This is a genomic window from Streptomyces sp. TLI_171, from assembly GCF_003610255.1.
Classification (GTDB): domain Bacteria; phylum Actinomycetota; class Actinomycetes; order Streptomycetales; family Streptomycetaceae; genus Kitasatospora.
Map to the genome: position 1 here is coordinate 7727006 of NZ_RAPS01000001.1, position 14640 is coordinate 7741645.

The following is a 14640-nucleotide window of genomic DNA, read 5'->3' on the forward strand; positions in this document are numbered from 1 at the left end:
TTCCTACCGTTGTCGTCAGGTCGGCGCAGGGACGACCACGACAGGGGAGGCCATCATGGGGACGACGTCCGCCGCACCGCACGACACCGACGCCGACACCGAAACCCACACCGGACCGGGGGCGGAACACGCCGTAGGCGGCGGCCGGTTGGTCCGGATCGCCCGCTCGCCACTGGGCTGGTTGCTGACGGGGGCGGTCGGCGTCGGCCTGGTCTCCGGGCTGACCGCGACCGGGCCCGGCCCGGTGCCGATCCTGGGCGCGGCCGCCGCGGTGGCCGTCTACCGGTTGGTCATGCACCGGGTGGCCCGACGGCCCGCGCCGGAGACCGCCCGGCACGGGGCCGGCCGGGCGCTGCTGCTCGGCAGCGGGGTCGGGCTGGCCTTCATCCTGGCCTCCGCCGTCCTGATCACGATGTGCGGCGGCTACTCGTTCTCCTGGGCGGGACACGGTGTCCTGCCGGTCGTCGGGAGCGCGGTCACGGCGCAGATCGGCGCCGCGGTCACCGAGGAGCTGGTGTTCCGCGGCCTCGCCCTGCAGGCGCTGGAGCGGCTGTGGGGCAGCGGGGCCGCCCTCGTGATCACCTCGCTGTTCTTCGGCGTCGCCCACCTGGGGGCCCCGGCGGCGAACGGGTGGAGCGCGGTGGCGATCGCCCTGGAGGCGGGCGTCCTGCTGGGGGCCGCGTTCCTGTGGCGGCGTAGCATCTGGTTCGTCGTGGGTCTGCACTTCGCCTGGAACGCCGCGGAGCAGCTGCTCGGCGTCCCGGTCTCCGGGCACGCCCCCGAGGGCCTGTTCACCGTCGGCGTCCACGGTTCCGCGCTGCTGACCGGTGGGGGATTCGGCCTGGAGGCGTCGGTGGTGCCCATCCTGCTCGCCCTGGCCCTCGCCGTCCCGATGCTCGTCCTCGCCCACCGCGGCGGCGGGCTCAGGACCCGCCGCCCCGCGGACCGCTGAAGTTGCCGACGCCGGCCCCTTGGAGGAAACGGACATGACGTCCCGTCAGGAGACCTGGAGCCTTCCGCTGCTCCGGGCGCCGCTCGACCGGTGGCGTGAGCGGGACGTGCTGCTCAAGGACGGCGTCCTCGCCCTGGCACTCGCCCTGGCGGCGTTCGTGCCGACGCTGGCCGGCATCGGCGCGCAGATCGGCGACCTGCCCGAGCGGCCGGCCGGCGGGCTGGGCGTCGGGCTGGTCCTGGCCCAGACCCTGCCGCTGGCGGTCCGCCGCAGGTGGCCGGCGGCCTGTCTGGCCGTCGTCGCGGGCGCGTTCGCCGCGCACCAGGCGCTGGGCTTCGCTACCACGTTCGCGAGCGTGGGCCTGTACCTGGCGCTGTACTCGGCCGGGGCGCACCAGGTCCGCTTCCGGCGCGGCCTGGTCGCGGTGGCCGGCGCGGGCTACGCCCTGCTGGCCGTGGGGCTGCACCGCCTCGGTTCACCGCAGTCCGTGCCGGACTACCTCGCGTTCTTCCTGGTCCTGGCCGCCGTCCGGCTGCTGGGAACCGCGGTGCGCACGCGGCGGACGGAGGAGGCGCAGCGGCGGCGACTGGCCGCCGAGGCCGCCACCGCCGCCGAACGCGCCCGGATCGCCCGCGAGCTGCACGACGTGGTCACCCACCACGTGACCGCCATGGTGGTCCAGGCCGACGCGGCGCAGTTCCTGATCGCCTCCGCGCCGGAACGCGTCGCGGAGGGCCTGGCGGCCGTCAGCGACACCGGCCGCCGGGCGCTGACCGAACTGCGGTACCTGCTCGGCGTGCTGGAAGCGACCGGCGACTCGGCGACGACCGGCAGTTCGGCGACCGGGGAGTGGGCGACGGGCGAGCAGGCGGACCGGGCGCCCGCCCTCGGGCGGGTGCGCGACCTGGTCGAGGAGGCCCGCAGGTCGGGCCAGCCGGTCGAGTTCAGCGAGCAGGGCGAGCGGCGGCCGCACGGCGTGGACGTGGAACTGGCCGCGTACCGGGTGGTGCAGGAGGCGCTCACCAACGCGCTCAAGCACGCGGCGGGAGAGCCGACCCGGGTCCTGCTCCGGTACGGCGACCAGCAGCTCGGCATCGAGGTCGCCACGGACGGGCCCGGCACCGGGCACGGGCCCGCCACCGTGCCGGCCGCGCGGAAACCCGGCCGCGCGACGGGCGGCCGCGGACTGGCCGGGCTGCGTGAACGAGTGCGGCTGCTCGATGGTGAACTGGAGGCCGGCCCCGGGCCGGCGGGCGGCTTCGAGGTCCGCGCCACGATTCCGTCCGACCCCGTTCAGGAGTGACCCCCGTGAACGATGCGCCGCCACCGATCCGCGTGCTCGTCTGCGACGACCAGGCCCTGGTGCGCACCGGCTACGTGACCATCTTCTCCGCGCAGCCCGACATGGAAGTCGTCGGGGAGGCCGAGAACGGCCACGAAGCCGTCCGGGCCGCGCGCCAACTGCGCCCCGACGTCGTCGTCATGGACATCCGGATGCCGCTGCTCGACGGCATCCAGGCGACCCGCCTACTGGCCGGTCCCGACGCCGACGGCGCTCCGAAGGTCCTGGTCGTCACCACCTTCAACGTCGACGCCCACGTCTACGACGCGCTGCGCGCCGGAGCGAGCGGGTTCCTCCTCAAGGACGCGCGCCCCGCAGAACTGGTCAACGGCATCCGGACCGTCGCCCGCGGCGAGGCCCTGCTCGCGCCCGCCGTCACCCGCCACCTGATCGGCCACTTCGCCCGGCACCTGCGGCCGCCGGACGCCTCCCGGGCCGCCGGGCCGGACGTCGTCGGCCTGCTGACCCCCCGTGAGCTCGAGGTGTTCCGGCTGGTCGCCGAGGGACTGTCGAACGCGGAGATCGCCGCCGCGATGTTCATCACGCCCGAGACCGTCAAGACCTACGTGTCGCGCATCCTGGCGAAACTCGGCCTGCGCGACCGCGTCCAGGCAGTCGTCCTCGCCCATCGGGCCGGACTCGCCCCGGGAACGCAGTGAACGGCGTCGGCGTCGGCGGCGGTGGCCGCGCCCGTCGGGACTTGGACGGGGGAGTGCGGCGGGGGCCCGGCCTCAGGGGGGAATCGGCCGGGCCCTCGTCCGCCGCACTCGACGCCTGCCCCCGGTCCGTCGTTCCATGCCGGGCATTTTCAGCGAGTTGCCGATAGGTGACTGATTCGCCCGGCGGGGCCGCGGGCCTACCGTCAAGGCGTCAGAGAGCAACGACCCGCGACGCTTCGAGGAGCAGCAGATGACCGCCTACGCGCTGGCCCAGGTCCACTCGGTCGAGTTCGGCCCCGACATCATCGAGTACCTCGAGCGCATCGACGCCACCCTGGAGCCCTTCGGCGGGCGCTTCATCGTCCACGGCGGCAAGTTGGAGACGGTGGAGGGCAGTTGGGGACAGAGCGGCACGATCGTCATCGAGTTTCCCGACTTCGCGCAGGCCCGCGCCTGGTGGGACTCGCCCGCCTACCAGGAGATCCTGCCCCTGCGCACCCGCAGGATGGTCGCGGACATCGTCCTCGTCGAGGGCGTCCCGACCGGCTACCGCGGCGCGGACATGCTGGAGCACTGACCGGCTGTTCCGGGCGGCGCCGGACGTCGTGCACACGCGCGGTCGCGCCGGGCACGTGTGCGGCCGTGGGGGAACTCGACCAAGCGCAGGGTGTGCGGGTGCCTTGATTGCGGAAAGTTGGCGCAGGCCGACCAGGACGATCAGTTCGAGTTCGTGATGGGCCTGCTGCTGGACGCAGTGGAGGTCCGCTCCGCCCGCGGATGATCGCCGTCCGGGCGGCGCCTGATGAAGCAGGTGGGGGAAGCCGATCAGGTGCCGGCGATGCGGATGAGGGTGTCGCGCAGCTGGCGGACGGCCACTTCGGCATCGGTGAACTGGCTGGGGGTGGGGACGATGGTGCCGAAGGCATGCTCGGGGTCGGCGGGCAGGGAGCGCCAGTGCAGGACGGGGGAGAGTGCGGTGCCGGCGTTGCCGAGAAACCAGGCGAGGTGGCCGTGGGTGCGGGCGAGGGTGATCGCCACGACGGCGATGGCCTCGCGCAGGTCCTCCAGGCGCACAGTCTCCGACAGGTCCTGACGATCGGTCGGCACGTCGACGGCCTCGGTGAGGCCGTCGGCGACCTTGCGGGCCAGCAGCCGCTCCCCCTCCGCGACCTCCCACCCCCCGTCGTGGATCTCGCGCTCGGCTTCCTCGGTCAGCTGGGCGATGCTCGTCCGGATGTCCATCGCCTGAGCTTAGCTCCGAGCCCCGGTGTTCGGTGCTGCCGGTGCCCGCCGGCCGCCGTACGGCACGGTGATGAGTTCCATGGCGTGGCCCGCCGGGTCCATGAAGTACACGCCGCGACCGCCGTCGTTGTGGTTGATCGTGCCGGGTTGCTGCCGTCGGGGATCGGCGTAGTGCTCCACGCCGCGCTGTTGGATCTGCGCGTACGCTGCGTCGAACTCCTCTTCGGAGACCAGGAAGGCGTAGTGCTGGGGGGTGATGCTGTCCGCGGGGACGGTGGCGAAGTCCAGTGTGACGCCGTTACTCAGGCCGACCGCGATGAACGGTCCCCACTCGGCGGTGGTTTCGAGGTTGAGCAGGTCCGCGAAGAACTCAGCGGACTCCCGGTTGTTCCGGGCGTGGACGATCGTGTGGTTCAACTCGACTGACAAGGAATGCCTCCGAGGGCATGTCCCGACACCTCCATGCCTCACCCAGTCGGTGACCGACACGCGATGTTGCCGTGGGCCCGCCGCGTCCCCGGGCGCGGTCGAGCACGGACTGCAGTTGCCGGGTGCGTTCGCCGCGGAGCTCCTGGGCCGCCCGTACTCCCTGCTCGCCGATGCCGGACAGGGCGACACGGAGGCGCTGCCGCTGTTGGCGACCCATGATCTGCGAGCCGTCGGGGGTGAGCCCCAGGTTGGTCGGCGAGGTGCCGACGGGGACGGTGGCGACCGTTGCGCCGGTCGCCGAGTCCACGGCGGCGACGGAGTTGGTGTTCTGGTTGGTGACGTAGATCAACTGCCCCGGCCCTGCCGCGTGCGCGGGTGCGGCCGGCAGTACCGCGGCGGCGGTGCCGAGCAGCGCGGTGGCCACCGATCCTGCCGCGACTCGCCGCAGCCTTCGCCAGCGCGCGGGCGTATCGCCGTGTGATCGGTGGTCAATGCCGTGGGTTCCGCCTCTCGCGGGACGTGCGCGAAGGCGTCGGACGGCGTCGCCGGCGTGGCGGCCGACGCGAAGTCACCTCCCCACGGCTGGATGCCGCGCAGGCCCGGGCCAACTCGCCGGTGGTGCGGCGACTGCCGAACGCGACGGAACGCGGGGGCAGGCCGGGGAGGCTGGTGCGGACCGGGTCGGCGACGAGTGCAGCCGCGCTCCGGGCGATCAGCGGCTGATCGAGACGGCGAAGGGCGTGAAGCCGCTGGCGCGGATGACGTGGGGGACGAACAGGACGGCGGCCTCGGTGGCGCGGGCGGTCTCGATCCCGCCGAGGTCCGTGATCCACTCCTGCTGCCAGCCGAGGTCGGTGAGCAGTTCGCGGACGGTCTTCTTGGTCCGGGGGTCGTTGCCGGAGAGGAAGGCGGTCGGCGCCTGGGCGAGAGCGGCGGGTGCGGTCATCACCGGGAAGAGCATCGTGTTGAGCGTCTTGACGACGTGCGTTTCAGGGAGCGCTTCCTGGAGTTGCTCGGCCAGGCTGGAGCCGGGGTGGATCAGGTCGGCGGGCAGTCCGTCCGGTCCGTCGGTGGTGGCGTTGGAGACGTCGACGAGGATCTTGCCGCGCAGTTCCTCGCGCAGCGCGGTGAGACGCTCCAGCGAGCCGGCGCCGGGGGTGGCGTTGATGACGACCTCGGCGGTGCGGGCGGCGTCGGCGGCGGCGCCCGGCTCGCGGTCCACTGCGGTCACCTCGTGGCCTGCCCGGACGAGTGCCTGGGCGAGGTTGCCGCCGACGCGGCCGTTTCCGAGAACGGCGATCGTGGTCATGTTGTTCTGTTCCTTCCGGGCGTGCGGGTGGTGGTGCGGGGTCAGCGGGAGAGCGTGGCGACGGCTCGGGCGTGGACGCCGGGCGCGGCAGCGAGGAAGGTGTCGCTCTGCGGGGTCCAGGGGCGGCCCTCGGCGTCGGAGACCGCCCCGCCGGCCTCGGTGACGAGCAGTGCCCCGGGCAGCAGGTCGGCCCGGGCGCCGGCGAACTGCCAGAACGCGTCGATCCGGCCGGCCGCCACGTTCAGCAGGTGCAGGGTCGCGGGCACGGAGGTGCGCACCACGAGCGCGTCGAGGAGCATCGCGGTGATGGAGGAGCCGATGCGCCGCACGACCTCCTCGTTCTCGTCCGGCCTGGCCTGGCTCGTGGCCACCAGGCCCAGGGCGAGGTCGGTGGTCCGGGACACGTGCAGCGGGTGGCCGTCGAGGTGGGCGCCGGCGCCGGCGAGCGCGGTGTAGGTCTCGCCGGTCAGGGGCAGGTGGACCGCGGTGAGCACCGGCCGGTTGTCGCGCACGAGGGTGGCGGTCACCGCCCATTCGGGCAGGGCGTGCAGGTGGTTGACGTTGCCTTCGGCCGGGTCCACGACCCACCACTCCCCGGAGGGCAGGGCTCCGCCCGCGAGCTCGTCCTCCACGAAGCGGGCGTCCGGGCGGAGGCGCGCGAGGGCGGGGCGCAGGACCTCCAGGGCCGCGGCATCGTTGGCGGCCAGCGCACCCATCAACTCTTCGCGGGTCCGGTACGGGACCACGTCGCCGAAGCGCTCCCGCAGCACCGCGCCTGCCGCGCGCACGGCGTCGGCAGTCCGGGCGAGCAGGTCGGCGCCGGACGCGGAGCCGGCGGGTGCGGCGTTGGCGTTGGCGGGTGAGGCGGATTCGGCCGTCCGGATCGGCTCGGGCATGGTGGTGCTCCTGTCTGTGGAAGCGGGATCAGGCGGACTGGGCGAACTGTGCTCTGTTCTCGCCTGCGTTTCGAAGGTAGAGACACCGATCATTAACATCAAGTGCATGTCATTCACTGCTGGGATGACTCTCGTGCAACTGAACCCGCCGCCTTCCCGAGCCGGGGACGCCCCGCCGGGACGCTACTGGCCGGAAGCGTCCGGAGCGGCGAACAGGTCCTGGAGGGTCCGGGTCGCCAGGTCGAGCAGCCAGGTGTGAGCGGGGTCGTCGTCGTAGCGCTGGTGCCAGAGCAGATAGAGCGGCACAGGGGGCAGGTCGAACGGCAACGCCAGCATGACCAGGCCGAGTTGGTCGCGGGCGGAGCGGGTGACCGCTTCGGGGAGGGTGACCACGACGTCGGTGTCACGGGCGAGTTGCAGCGCGGTGTCCGTCGCGGGGGCGGAGACGGTGACGCGGCGCTCGTGGCCGAGGGCGGCGACGACCTCGTCGACCCGGTCGTGCAGGCTTCCGCGCCGGGAGACGGTCACGTGGTCGGCCGCCGCGTACCTCGCGACGGTCACCGGCCCTTCGGTGAGCGGATGGCCCGCCCGGACCGCGAGGATGATCCGGTCCTGGCCGATGAGGCGGTGCCGGATGTCGGGCCGGGACGGCGGTGCGGCGCTGGAGGCCAGGTCGACCTCGCCGCGACGCAGCTCGGGGGTGTCGTGGCCGGGCTCGACCGTGAGACGGATCTTCGCCCTCGGGGCCTGGCGGTGCATCGCGGCGACGAGAGCGGTCCCGCAGGCGGTGGTGAGGGCGTCGTGCAGGCGGACGGTGAACACGCGCTCCAGTCCCGCCAGGTCGAGGTCCGGACGGGAGGACAGCAACTGGTGGGCCTGCTGCACCAGGACGTGGACCTCGGTGCGCATGGCCAGGGCGCGAGGGGTGGGCGTCATGTGGCGCCCGGTGCGGACCAGGATCTGGTCGCCGGTGGCTTTGCGGATGCGGCCCAGCGAGCGGCTCATCGCCGGCGCGGTGACGTGGAGCCGGTCTGCGGCCCCGGCCACGCTGCCCTCTTCCAGCAGCGCGTCCAAGGCGGTGAGCAGGTTCAAATCCAATTGCATGGCGGTCACTATAGGAGCGGGAAGCATGCACTCGTTGTTAGGTTCTGTCCGCCAACCCCCGATCAGCCGCGTCAACAACGCTTCAGGTCAACACACCTAGCCGGTGCAGGTGTCGGTCGACCGCCAGTCCAGCTCGATGATGTTTCCGGGGTACTGGTGGGGCTTCCATCCGTCCTCGGCGCACAGGGCGAGCACGGCTTCCTCCAGGCTTTCGAGATCGCGCCCGGTGCGTTCCCGGGCCAGCCGGACGACGGAGTCCGGATCGTTGACGAGGAGCGCGTTGTTCTCCACCACGGAGATCCAGCGGCGGTCGTTCGGTTCCGTCTCGTTGCTGACCTCCAGGGGCACGTCCTCGTCCGTGCTCTCGGCGCTGATGGCGAGAAGCGGGTTCCCCCACCCGGCTTCGGCGTGCACGGCTTCGCCGTATGCCAGGGCCAGGCTCCGGATCCGCTCGGCCAGCTGAACGACGCGCGCCGCGTCGGACGGGTCTTCCGCGCACTGCCGTGAATGCTCCAGGACGGCCGCGCAGAGTTCTTCGGCGGTGCTGCTGATCGTCATCGTTTCCTGTTCCAGGGCCGGTTGATGGCGCTGATGGTGCCACGCCCGGCCGCTCCTCCTCGATCGTTTTACCGACCGGCAGGACGGTCAGGTGGCGGCGGGGGGCTCGCCGAAGCGGTGTCCTGCGCAGTCGCCGAGGGTGGTGACCCAGGACGGGAGGGGGGCGGTTCGGGCGGCCTCCGCGCCGGGGACGTCGTGGGCCGGACGGGGGCCGGTGCGGGGGAGAAGGCGGGCGGCGAGGGTCAGGAGTCTGGTGGTGGTGGCGGGGGCCAGGCCCTGGAAGCGTGATCCGATCCGGGCCGCGGGGGTGAGGACGAGGTCGGGGCGGCCGCGTTCGGCGGCGCGGACGATGGCGCGGGCGGCCCGCTCGGCGTCCATCGACAGCAGGGGCAGGGAGGCGGCCGCGGCGAACCAGGAGTACTCCGCGGCGGCCCGGCCGTGGAACCTTGCCGCCGTGTGGGAGCCGGTGCGCATCAGACCGGGTACGACGGTGGTGACGGAGACCCCGCTTCCGGCGAGCTCCGCGCGGAGGCCCTGGGAGAGTCCGGCTGCGGCGAACTTCGCGGCCACGTAGGGAAGCAGGTGCGGGGCGGGGACCCGGCCGCCGATCGAGGTGATGTTGACGATCGAGCCGTGGCCGGTCCGGCGCAGGTCGGGCAGGGCGGCGGTGGTGAGGCGCAGCGGCGCGAAGAGCATGGTCTCCATGGCCTGCCGGAAGTCCTGCTCGCGCAGGGCGTCGAACGGTCCGACCTGGATGATGCCGGCGTTGTTGACGAGCAGGTCGAGCGGGCCGAACCGGTCGTGGACGGCGGCCAGGAGCTGCTCGGGCGCTCCGGGGTCGGTGATGTCGCAGGCGACGGAGGCGACTGACGCGCCGTCAGCGGCCAGGCGCCGCTCGGCCCGGCGCAGTTCGTCCCGGTCGCGGGCGCAGAGCATCACCCGGTACCCGCGGCCGGCGAGTTCCCGCGCGATGAGCAGGCCGAGCCCGCGGGACGCGCCGGTGACCAGCGCGGTCCGGGCGGGGCCGGGGGACGCGGTGCTCGTGGGCCGGTCGGCCGGGGCGGGGCGTCGGCGGGATGGGCGCCGACGGGAGGGGTGTGCCATGGGTGGGCCTCCACCGTCGTGGGCGGTGCGGGTCAGGGGTGGAAGAGGATCTTGACGGCGCCGTCCTGCTTCTTCTGGAACATCTCGTACGCCTCAGGCGCCTGGGCGAGCGGGAGGTGGTGGGTGGCGAAGTCGTCGACGCCGAGGGGGTCGCCGTCCAGGAGCAGCGGGAGGATCTCCGGCACCCAGCGGTGGACGTTGGCCTGGCCCATCCGCAGCTGGATCTGCTTGTCGAACATGGTGAGCAGCGGCAGCGGGTCGGTCTGGCCGCCGTAGACGCCGGAGACGGAGATGGTGCCGCCGCGGCGCACGATGTCGATGGCCAGGTGGAGGGCGTGGAGCCGGTCGATGCCGGCGCGTTCCATCAGGGCGGCGGCGAGCCGGCCGGGCAGGAGCGAGGTCGCCTTCTGGGCGAGTCCGGCTCCGGGCGACCCGTGGGCCTCCATGCCGACGGCGTCGATGACGGCGTGCGGGCCGAGGCCGTCGGTGAGATCGCGGATCACCTCGGCGAGGTCCTTGCCGTGCTCGGCGAGGTTCAGCGCGGTGACTCCGCGGGCCCGGGCGCGGTCGAGGCGTTCGGGCACCAGGTCCACGCCGATCACCTGGCCGGCGCCGCGGTGGAGGGCGATCCGGGCGGCCATGTCGCCGATCGGTCCGAGGCCGAGCACGACCAGGCTGCCGCCGGCGGGGACGTCGGCGTACGCGACGGCCTGCCAGGCGGTGGGCAGGACGTCGGAGAGGAAGACGAAGCGGTCGTCCGGCGGTCCGTCGGGCACCTTGACGGGCAGGTTGTTCCCGAACGGGACCCGGAGCAGCTCGGCCTGGCCGCCGGGGACCTGGCCGTACAGCTTGGTGTAGCCGAACAGGGCCGCACCGTTGCCGTAGTCGCGGACCTGGGTGGTCTCGCACTGGGAGTGCAGGCCGTCGCTGCAGGTGCGGCAGGTTCCGCAGGAGACGTTGAACGGGACGACGACCCGGTCGCCCGCCTCGACCTCCGTGACGTCGGGCCCGACGTCCTGCACCACGCCCATCGGCTCGTGGCCGAGGATGTCGCCCGCCTCCAGGAAGGGCCCGAGGACTTCGTAGAGGTGCAGGTCGGATCCGCACAGGCCGCTGGAGGTGATGCTGACGATGACGTCGGTCGGATCCTTGATCGTCGGGTCGGGCACCGTTTCGACGCGCACGTCCCGCTTTCCCTGCCAGGTCAGGGCCTTCATCAGTGCCACCTCGCTCGCTCTTCGCGCCGTTCGGCTGTTGCGTGGGGCGGCTGCCCGGCCGGCGGCTTCGAAAACAGGGGTCGGCGGCCCGCGCCGGGTGGGTCGTGTCGTGCGGGTCGTGTCGTGCGGGTCGTGTCGTGCGGGTCGTGTCGTGCGTGCGGTGGAGTGAACGGGGCACACGCACGAGGCGCAGCGTGTGCGGGGGCGGGTTCGCCGACGCCCGCGCGCCGCCGATCAGGTGAGGTCTTGGCGGCGCGCCGGGCCGACCGGCCCGTGCCGGGGACGACTGCGCGAGCGGGCCGGGAGGGTCCTGGCCGGCACGAGGAGAGGCAGGCGCGTGATGGGCCACGGCGGAAACGTGATCGAGGAGCTGAAGGCCGACCACCGCGAGGTGGAGGAGATGTTCGCCCGCATCCGGACGATGACGGGCGGCGGGCAAGGACTGCGCGACGTGGTGGACGAGGTCACCATCGAGCTGGTGCGGCACTCGGTCGCCGAGGAGCAGTACCTGTACCCGGCGGTGCGCGAGCACGTCCAGGGCGGGGACGGGCTCGCGGACAAGGAGATCGAGGACCACGCCAAGGTCGAGAAGATGCTCAAGAAGCTGGAGCAGATGGACACCGGCGACCCGCAGATGACCCCGCTGCTGCACCAGCTCATGGACGAGGTGTCGGCGCACGTGCAGGACGAGGAGCAGAACCTGTTCCCGATGCTGGCGATGGCCTGTACGCCGGAGCAGCTGAACGACCTCGGCGACAAGGTCCGCCGCGCCAAGTCGATGGCTCCCACCCGCCCGCACCCGGCCGCCCCGAGCAGCCCGACGGCCAGCAAGCTGCTCGCGCCGGGCGCGGGACTGGTCGACCGGGCCCGGGACTTCGTCAGCGGGCGCGGCAAGTCCTGATCGTTCGCACGAGCGTTCCCCTCCGGGGCCGCCCCGCGTCCGCGGGGCGGCCCCGGAGGGTTGTCGGGCCGGCCGTGACGCGCGTCATTCCGCGCGCGGGGGCCTGCTGCCTACACTGGTCGGCCAGCAGCGGGGCAGCGCGGCCCCGCCACCGAGCAGCTCGCACCGCCCCCACCGCGGACACCGGCGAGCCCGCCTTGAGAGGGCCGATCGCCGTGCCCACCGACCTGACCCCCGTCATAGCCGCCAGCGCCCGCTGGCTGCTGGCCGCCTACCCGCCGCCGACGGGCGCACTGAACGCGGCACTCGCCGCAGCGCAGGCCCGCCAGGCCGCCGAGCTCGCCGCCCAGCTGCGCTACCCCACGGCCGTGGACGTGGAACTGCTGCACCTGCTCGGCCCGGGCGGCTCCGACGGCCTCGACCTGCTCACCGGCCACGACAGCGGCGCCGAGGACAGCGCGTGGCGCACCTGGGTGGACGAGACCGTCGTCAGCTGGGCCGCCTGCCTGCTCGCCGATCCCGCGCTCGCCGCCCGCGCCCACCAGCAGTCGGCGGGCCGCTCCGACACCCGCCCCGACGGTCTGCGGCGGCTGACCCACCCGGGCGCCCACGAGTCCGAAGCCGCCGTGCTGCTGCGCCACCCCGATCTGCTGGAATCGGTGGCCGCACGGCACCGGTCCGCGCTCGCCGAGCTGCTGGGCACCGCGACCGCACCGGCCTAGCCCCGTCGGGCGCGCTGCGCCACACGCCGACCCTGTGCGGGATGTTCCCGGCCGGCTCGGTCCGAGCCGGCCCCCGCTCCGGGCCCGTGCCGTTCCCAGCACGCGATGGGGACCTCGCCGATCCTCGGGCCCTCCCGCGCCACCGGCGGCGTCCCCCTGCCCGTGACCTCCTGGGGTCGTCCGTGCGGGTTCCGCGGACTGCCCTACGCGGTCGGCCGAACCCGCACGCTCACCCGTGGAGCCGCACCGGCAGGCGCGTCAGCCCGCGCAGCATGGTGCTCGGCCGCCACTCCAGGTCCGTCGGGTCGGCGTCGAGGGCCAGGCCGGGATGACGCTCGATCAGGGTGCGGACCGCGACGGCGGCTTCGACCCGGGCGAGCGGGGCGCCGAGGCAGTGGTGGATCCCGTGGCCGAACGCGAGGTGGCCGACGGGCGCGCGGTGGAGGTCGAACCGGTCAGGGTCGGGGAAGTGGCGCGGGTCGCGCGAGGCCGCCGCCAGGGAGACCAGGACGCTGTCGCCCGCCGGGACGGTGGTGTCGCCGATCCGCACCGGCGCGGTGGCGAAGCGGAACGCGGTGGACTCCACCGGGCCGTCGTGGCGGAGTGTCTCCTCGACGGCGGCGTCGACCAGGCCGGGATCGGCGCGGACGGCGGCGAACTGCTCGGGGTGGGTGAGCAGGGCGAGGACCGTGCCCGAGACGAGGTTCACGGTGGTCTCGTGGCCCGCGACGAGGAGGAGGAACGCCATCCCGAGCAGTTCCTCGGCGGACAGTCCGTCGGCCGGCGCGGAGACGAGCGCACTGAGCAGGTCCCCGCGCGGGTCGCTCCGGCGCTCCTCGACGAGCGCCGTGAGACGGTCGGTCATCGCACCGACCGCGACGCCGGCTGCCTCGGCCGAGCTGGGCGCGACCAGTTCGGCCGACCAGGCGTGGAAGGCGTCGCGGTCCGGATCCGGCACGCCGAGCAGTTCGCAGATGACGGTCATCGGCAGCGGCAGCGCGTACGCGGCCACGAGGTCGACGGAGCCTCCGGTGGGCAGCGCGCCGAGCAGCGTCCCGGCGATCTCCCGGATGCGCGGGCGCAGCGCCCGGATCCGGCCGGCCGTGAACTCCCGGGCGACCAGCCCGCGCAGTCGGGTGTGCCGCGGCGCGTCGCTCTGGAGCATGTTGACGCCGATGGCGTGGCCGCCGTCGTCGGCCCACGAGGAGGAGTGCCGGATGTCGTTGCTGAGCCGGGGATCGGTGAGCGCGGCGCGGGCCTCGTCGCGGGCGACTATCAGCCAGGCCTCTCCGGCCCCCGGGACGAGGATCCGGTGGACCGGCCCCTTGGCACGGAGCGCCGCGTACACCGGGTACGGGTCGGTGGTGACGTCGAGGCCCGCGGGGGCCAGGTCCTGGAGCGTCGGAGCAGGCACGGGCGTTCCCCCCTGTGGAAACGGGGAGTGGTCCCCGGTTGTGGCCGACCCTATCAAACGGGGACTGCTCCCCGTTTCCAGGGGCCGGATCAGTCCGCAGAGCGGCCGCCGGGCAGCTCGTCGTGAACTCACGCGACGGGGCGTCGGTGACGGTGCGAGACTCCCTCCCATGAAGCCGAATGATCCCAAGGACGACCTGCACCGCTACCTCAGGGCGGCCCGCGAAGCCGTCGTCTGGAAGCTCGAAGGACTGTCCGAGTACGACCTCCGCCGCCCCCTGACGCCGACCGGCACCAACCTGCTCGGCCTCGTCAAGCACCTGGCCAGCGTCGAACTCGGCTACTTCGGCCCGACCTTCGGCCGCCCGCACGGCGAAGCCCTCCCGTGGCACGAGGACGGCGCCGAGCCCAACTCCGACATGTGGGCGACCGCCGACGAGTCCCGCGAGGACGTTGTCGGCCTCTACCACCGCGCCTGGGCGCACGCGGACGCGACGATCGAGGCGCTGCCGCTCGACGCGATGGGCCACGTCGCATGGTGGGGTGACAATGGAGACGCGACGCTGCAGCGGATCATGCTCCACATGACGGCCGAGACGAACCGCCACGCCGGCCACGCCGACATCGTCCGCGAACTGATCGACGGCAAGGTCGGCATGCGGGCCGACAGCAGCAACATGGACGGCGGCGACGAGGCCTGGTACCAGGACTACTGGAACCGGCTGGAGGCGTCCGCCAAGGAGGCCCAGGCCAAGGAGGGCTGAGTTCGCGGAAGGCGACGCGCACCGACGG

Annotated in this window: 17 protein-coding genes; 7 read left to right on the plus strand and 10 right to left on the minus strand. The window is 73.3% G+C overall.

Annotated features, from left to right (window positions below):
- The first annotated feature begins 55 nt into the window (after positions 1 to 55).
- The 4 genes from BX266_RS34525 (at position 56) to BX266_RS34540 (ending at position 3530) form a co-directional block, all read left to right on the plus strand.
- Complete coding sequence (locus BX266_RS34525) at positions 56 to 952, plus strand: CPBP family intramembrane glutamic endopeptidase (protein WP_099906457.1); 897 nt, start codon at positions 56 to 58, stop codon at positions 950 to 952.
- Between the two features lie 34 nt (positions 953 to 986).
- A complete protein-coding gene (locus BX266_RS34530; RefSeq protein WP_099906459.1) occupies positions 987 to 2255 on the plus strand; it encodes a sensor histidine kinase in 1269 nt (422 codons plus the stop codon).
- A gap of 5 nt (positions 2256 to 2260) precedes the next feature.
- On the plus strand, positions 2261 to 2953 hold the full coding sequence (locus BX266_RS34535) for a response regulator transcription factor (protein WP_099906461.1): 693 nt from the start codon (positions 2261 to 2263) through the stop codon (positions 2951 to 2953).
- A 250-nt stretch (positions 2954 to 3203) separates the two neighbouring features.
- The gene (locus BX266_RS34540) at positions 3204 to 3530 is read left to right on the plus strand and encodes a DUF1330 domain-containing protein (protein ID WP_099906463.1); all 327 of its coding nucleotides are present in this window, start codon (positions 3204 to 3206) and stop codon (positions 3528 to 3530) included.
- Positions 3531 to 3778: 248 nt separating this feature from the next.
- Here BX266_RS34540 and BX266_RS34550 read toward each other — a convergent pair whose 3' ends face one another.
- The 9 genes from BX266_RS34550 to BX266_RS34590 form a co-directional block, all read right to left on the minus strand.
- Entirely contained in the window at positions 3779 to 4195 is a 417-nt protein-coding gene (locus BX266_RS34550; RefSeq protein WP_099906465.1) for a hypothetical protein, read from the minus strand.
- A gap of 9 nt (positions 4196 to 4204) precedes the next feature.
- Positions 4205 to 4624, minus strand: a complete 420-nt coding sequence (locus tag BX266_RS34555; protein WP_099906467.1) for a VOC family protein — start codon at positions 4622 to 4624, stop codon at positions 4205 to 4207.
- The gene (locus BX266_RS41310) at positions 4566 to 5048 is read right to left on the minus strand and encodes a hypothetical protein (protein WP_107490740.1); all 483 of its coding nucleotides are present in this window, start codon (positions 5046 to 5048) and stop codon (positions 4566 to 4568) included. Before BX266_RS41310 ends, BX266_RS34555 begins: the two co-directional genes overlap by 59 nt.
- 288 nt (positions 5049 to 5336) lie before the next feature.
- A complete protein-coding gene (locus BX266_RS34565; protein ID WP_099906469.1) occupies positions 5337 to 5933 on the minus strand; it encodes an NADPH-dependent F420 reductase in 597 nt (198 codons plus the stop codon).
- Between the two features lie 41 nt (positions 5934 to 5974).
- A complete protein-coding gene (locus BX266_RS34570) occupies positions 5975 to 6829 on the minus strand; it encodes an inositol monophosphatase family protein (RefSeq protein WP_099906471.1) in 855 nt (284 codons plus the stop codon).
- 183 nt (positions 6830 to 7012) lie between these two features.
- Positions 7013 to 7933, minus strand: a complete 921-nt coding sequence (locus BX266_RS34575) for a LysR family transcriptional regulator (protein WP_180290720.1) — start codon at positions 7931 to 7933, stop codon at positions 7013 to 7015.
- Between the two features lie 96 nt (positions 7934 to 8029).
- Positions 8030 to 8491 carry a hypothetical protein gene (locus BX266_RS34580; RefSeq protein WP_099906473.1) on the minus strand — a complete coding sequence of 154 codons (462 nt, stop codon included), beginning with the start codon at positions 8489 to 8491 and terminating at the stop codon, positions 8030 to 8032.
- An 87-nt stretch (positions 8492 to 8578) separates the two neighbouring features.
- Complete coding sequence (locus BX266_RS34585) at positions 8579 to 9595, minus strand: SDR family oxidoreductase (RefSeq protein WP_099906475.1); 1017 nt, start codon at positions 9593 to 9595, stop codon at positions 8579 to 8581.
- A gap of 32 nt (positions 9596 to 9627) precedes the next feature.
- The gene (locus tag BX266_RS34590; RefSeq protein WP_099906477.1) at positions 9628 to 10812 is read right to left on the minus strand and encodes an alcohol dehydrogenase catalytic domain-containing protein; all 1185 of its coding nucleotides are present in this window, start codon (positions 10810 to 10812) and stop codon (positions 9628 to 9630) included.
- Between the two features lie 340 nt (positions 10813 to 11152).
- Here BX266_RS34590 and BX266_RS34595 point away from each other — a divergent pair, with 340 nt between their 5' ends.
- Both BX266_RS34595 and BX266_RS34600 read left to right on the plus strand, forming a co-directional pair.
- On the plus strand, positions 11153 to 11713 hold the full coding sequence (locus tag BX266_RS34595) for a hemerythrin domain-containing protein (protein ID WP_099906479.1): 561 nt from the start codon (positions 11153 to 11155) through the stop codon (positions 11711 to 11713).
- A 215-nt stretch (positions 11714 to 11928) separates the two neighbouring features.
- Positions 11929 to 12435 (plus strand): hypothetical protein, encoded by a 507-nt coding sequence (locus BX266_RS34600; RefSeq protein WP_099906481.1) that lies wholly within the window; start codon positions 11929 to 11931, stop codon positions 12433 to 12435.
- A gap of 229 nt (positions 12436 to 12664) precedes the next feature.
- Here BX266_RS34600 and BX266_RS34605 read toward each other — a convergent pair whose 3' ends face one another.
- Positions 12665 to 13849 carry a cytochrome P450 gene (locus BX266_RS34605; RefSeq protein WP_259464997.1) on the minus strand — a complete coding sequence of 395 codons (1185 nt, stop codon included), beginning with the start codon at positions 13847 to 13849 and terminating at the stop codon, positions 12665 to 12667.
- Positions 13850 to 14018: 169 nt separating this feature from the next.
- Here BX266_RS34605 and BX266_RS34610 point away from each other — a divergent pair, with 169 nt between their 5' ends.
- Positions 14019 to 14612: a DinB family protein gene (locus BX266_RS34610; RefSeq protein ID WP_099906485.1), complete on the plus strand. Its 594-nt coding sequence runs from the start codon at positions 14019 to 14021 to the stop codon at positions 14610 to 14612.
- Positions 14613 to 14640: the final 28 nt, after the last annotated feature.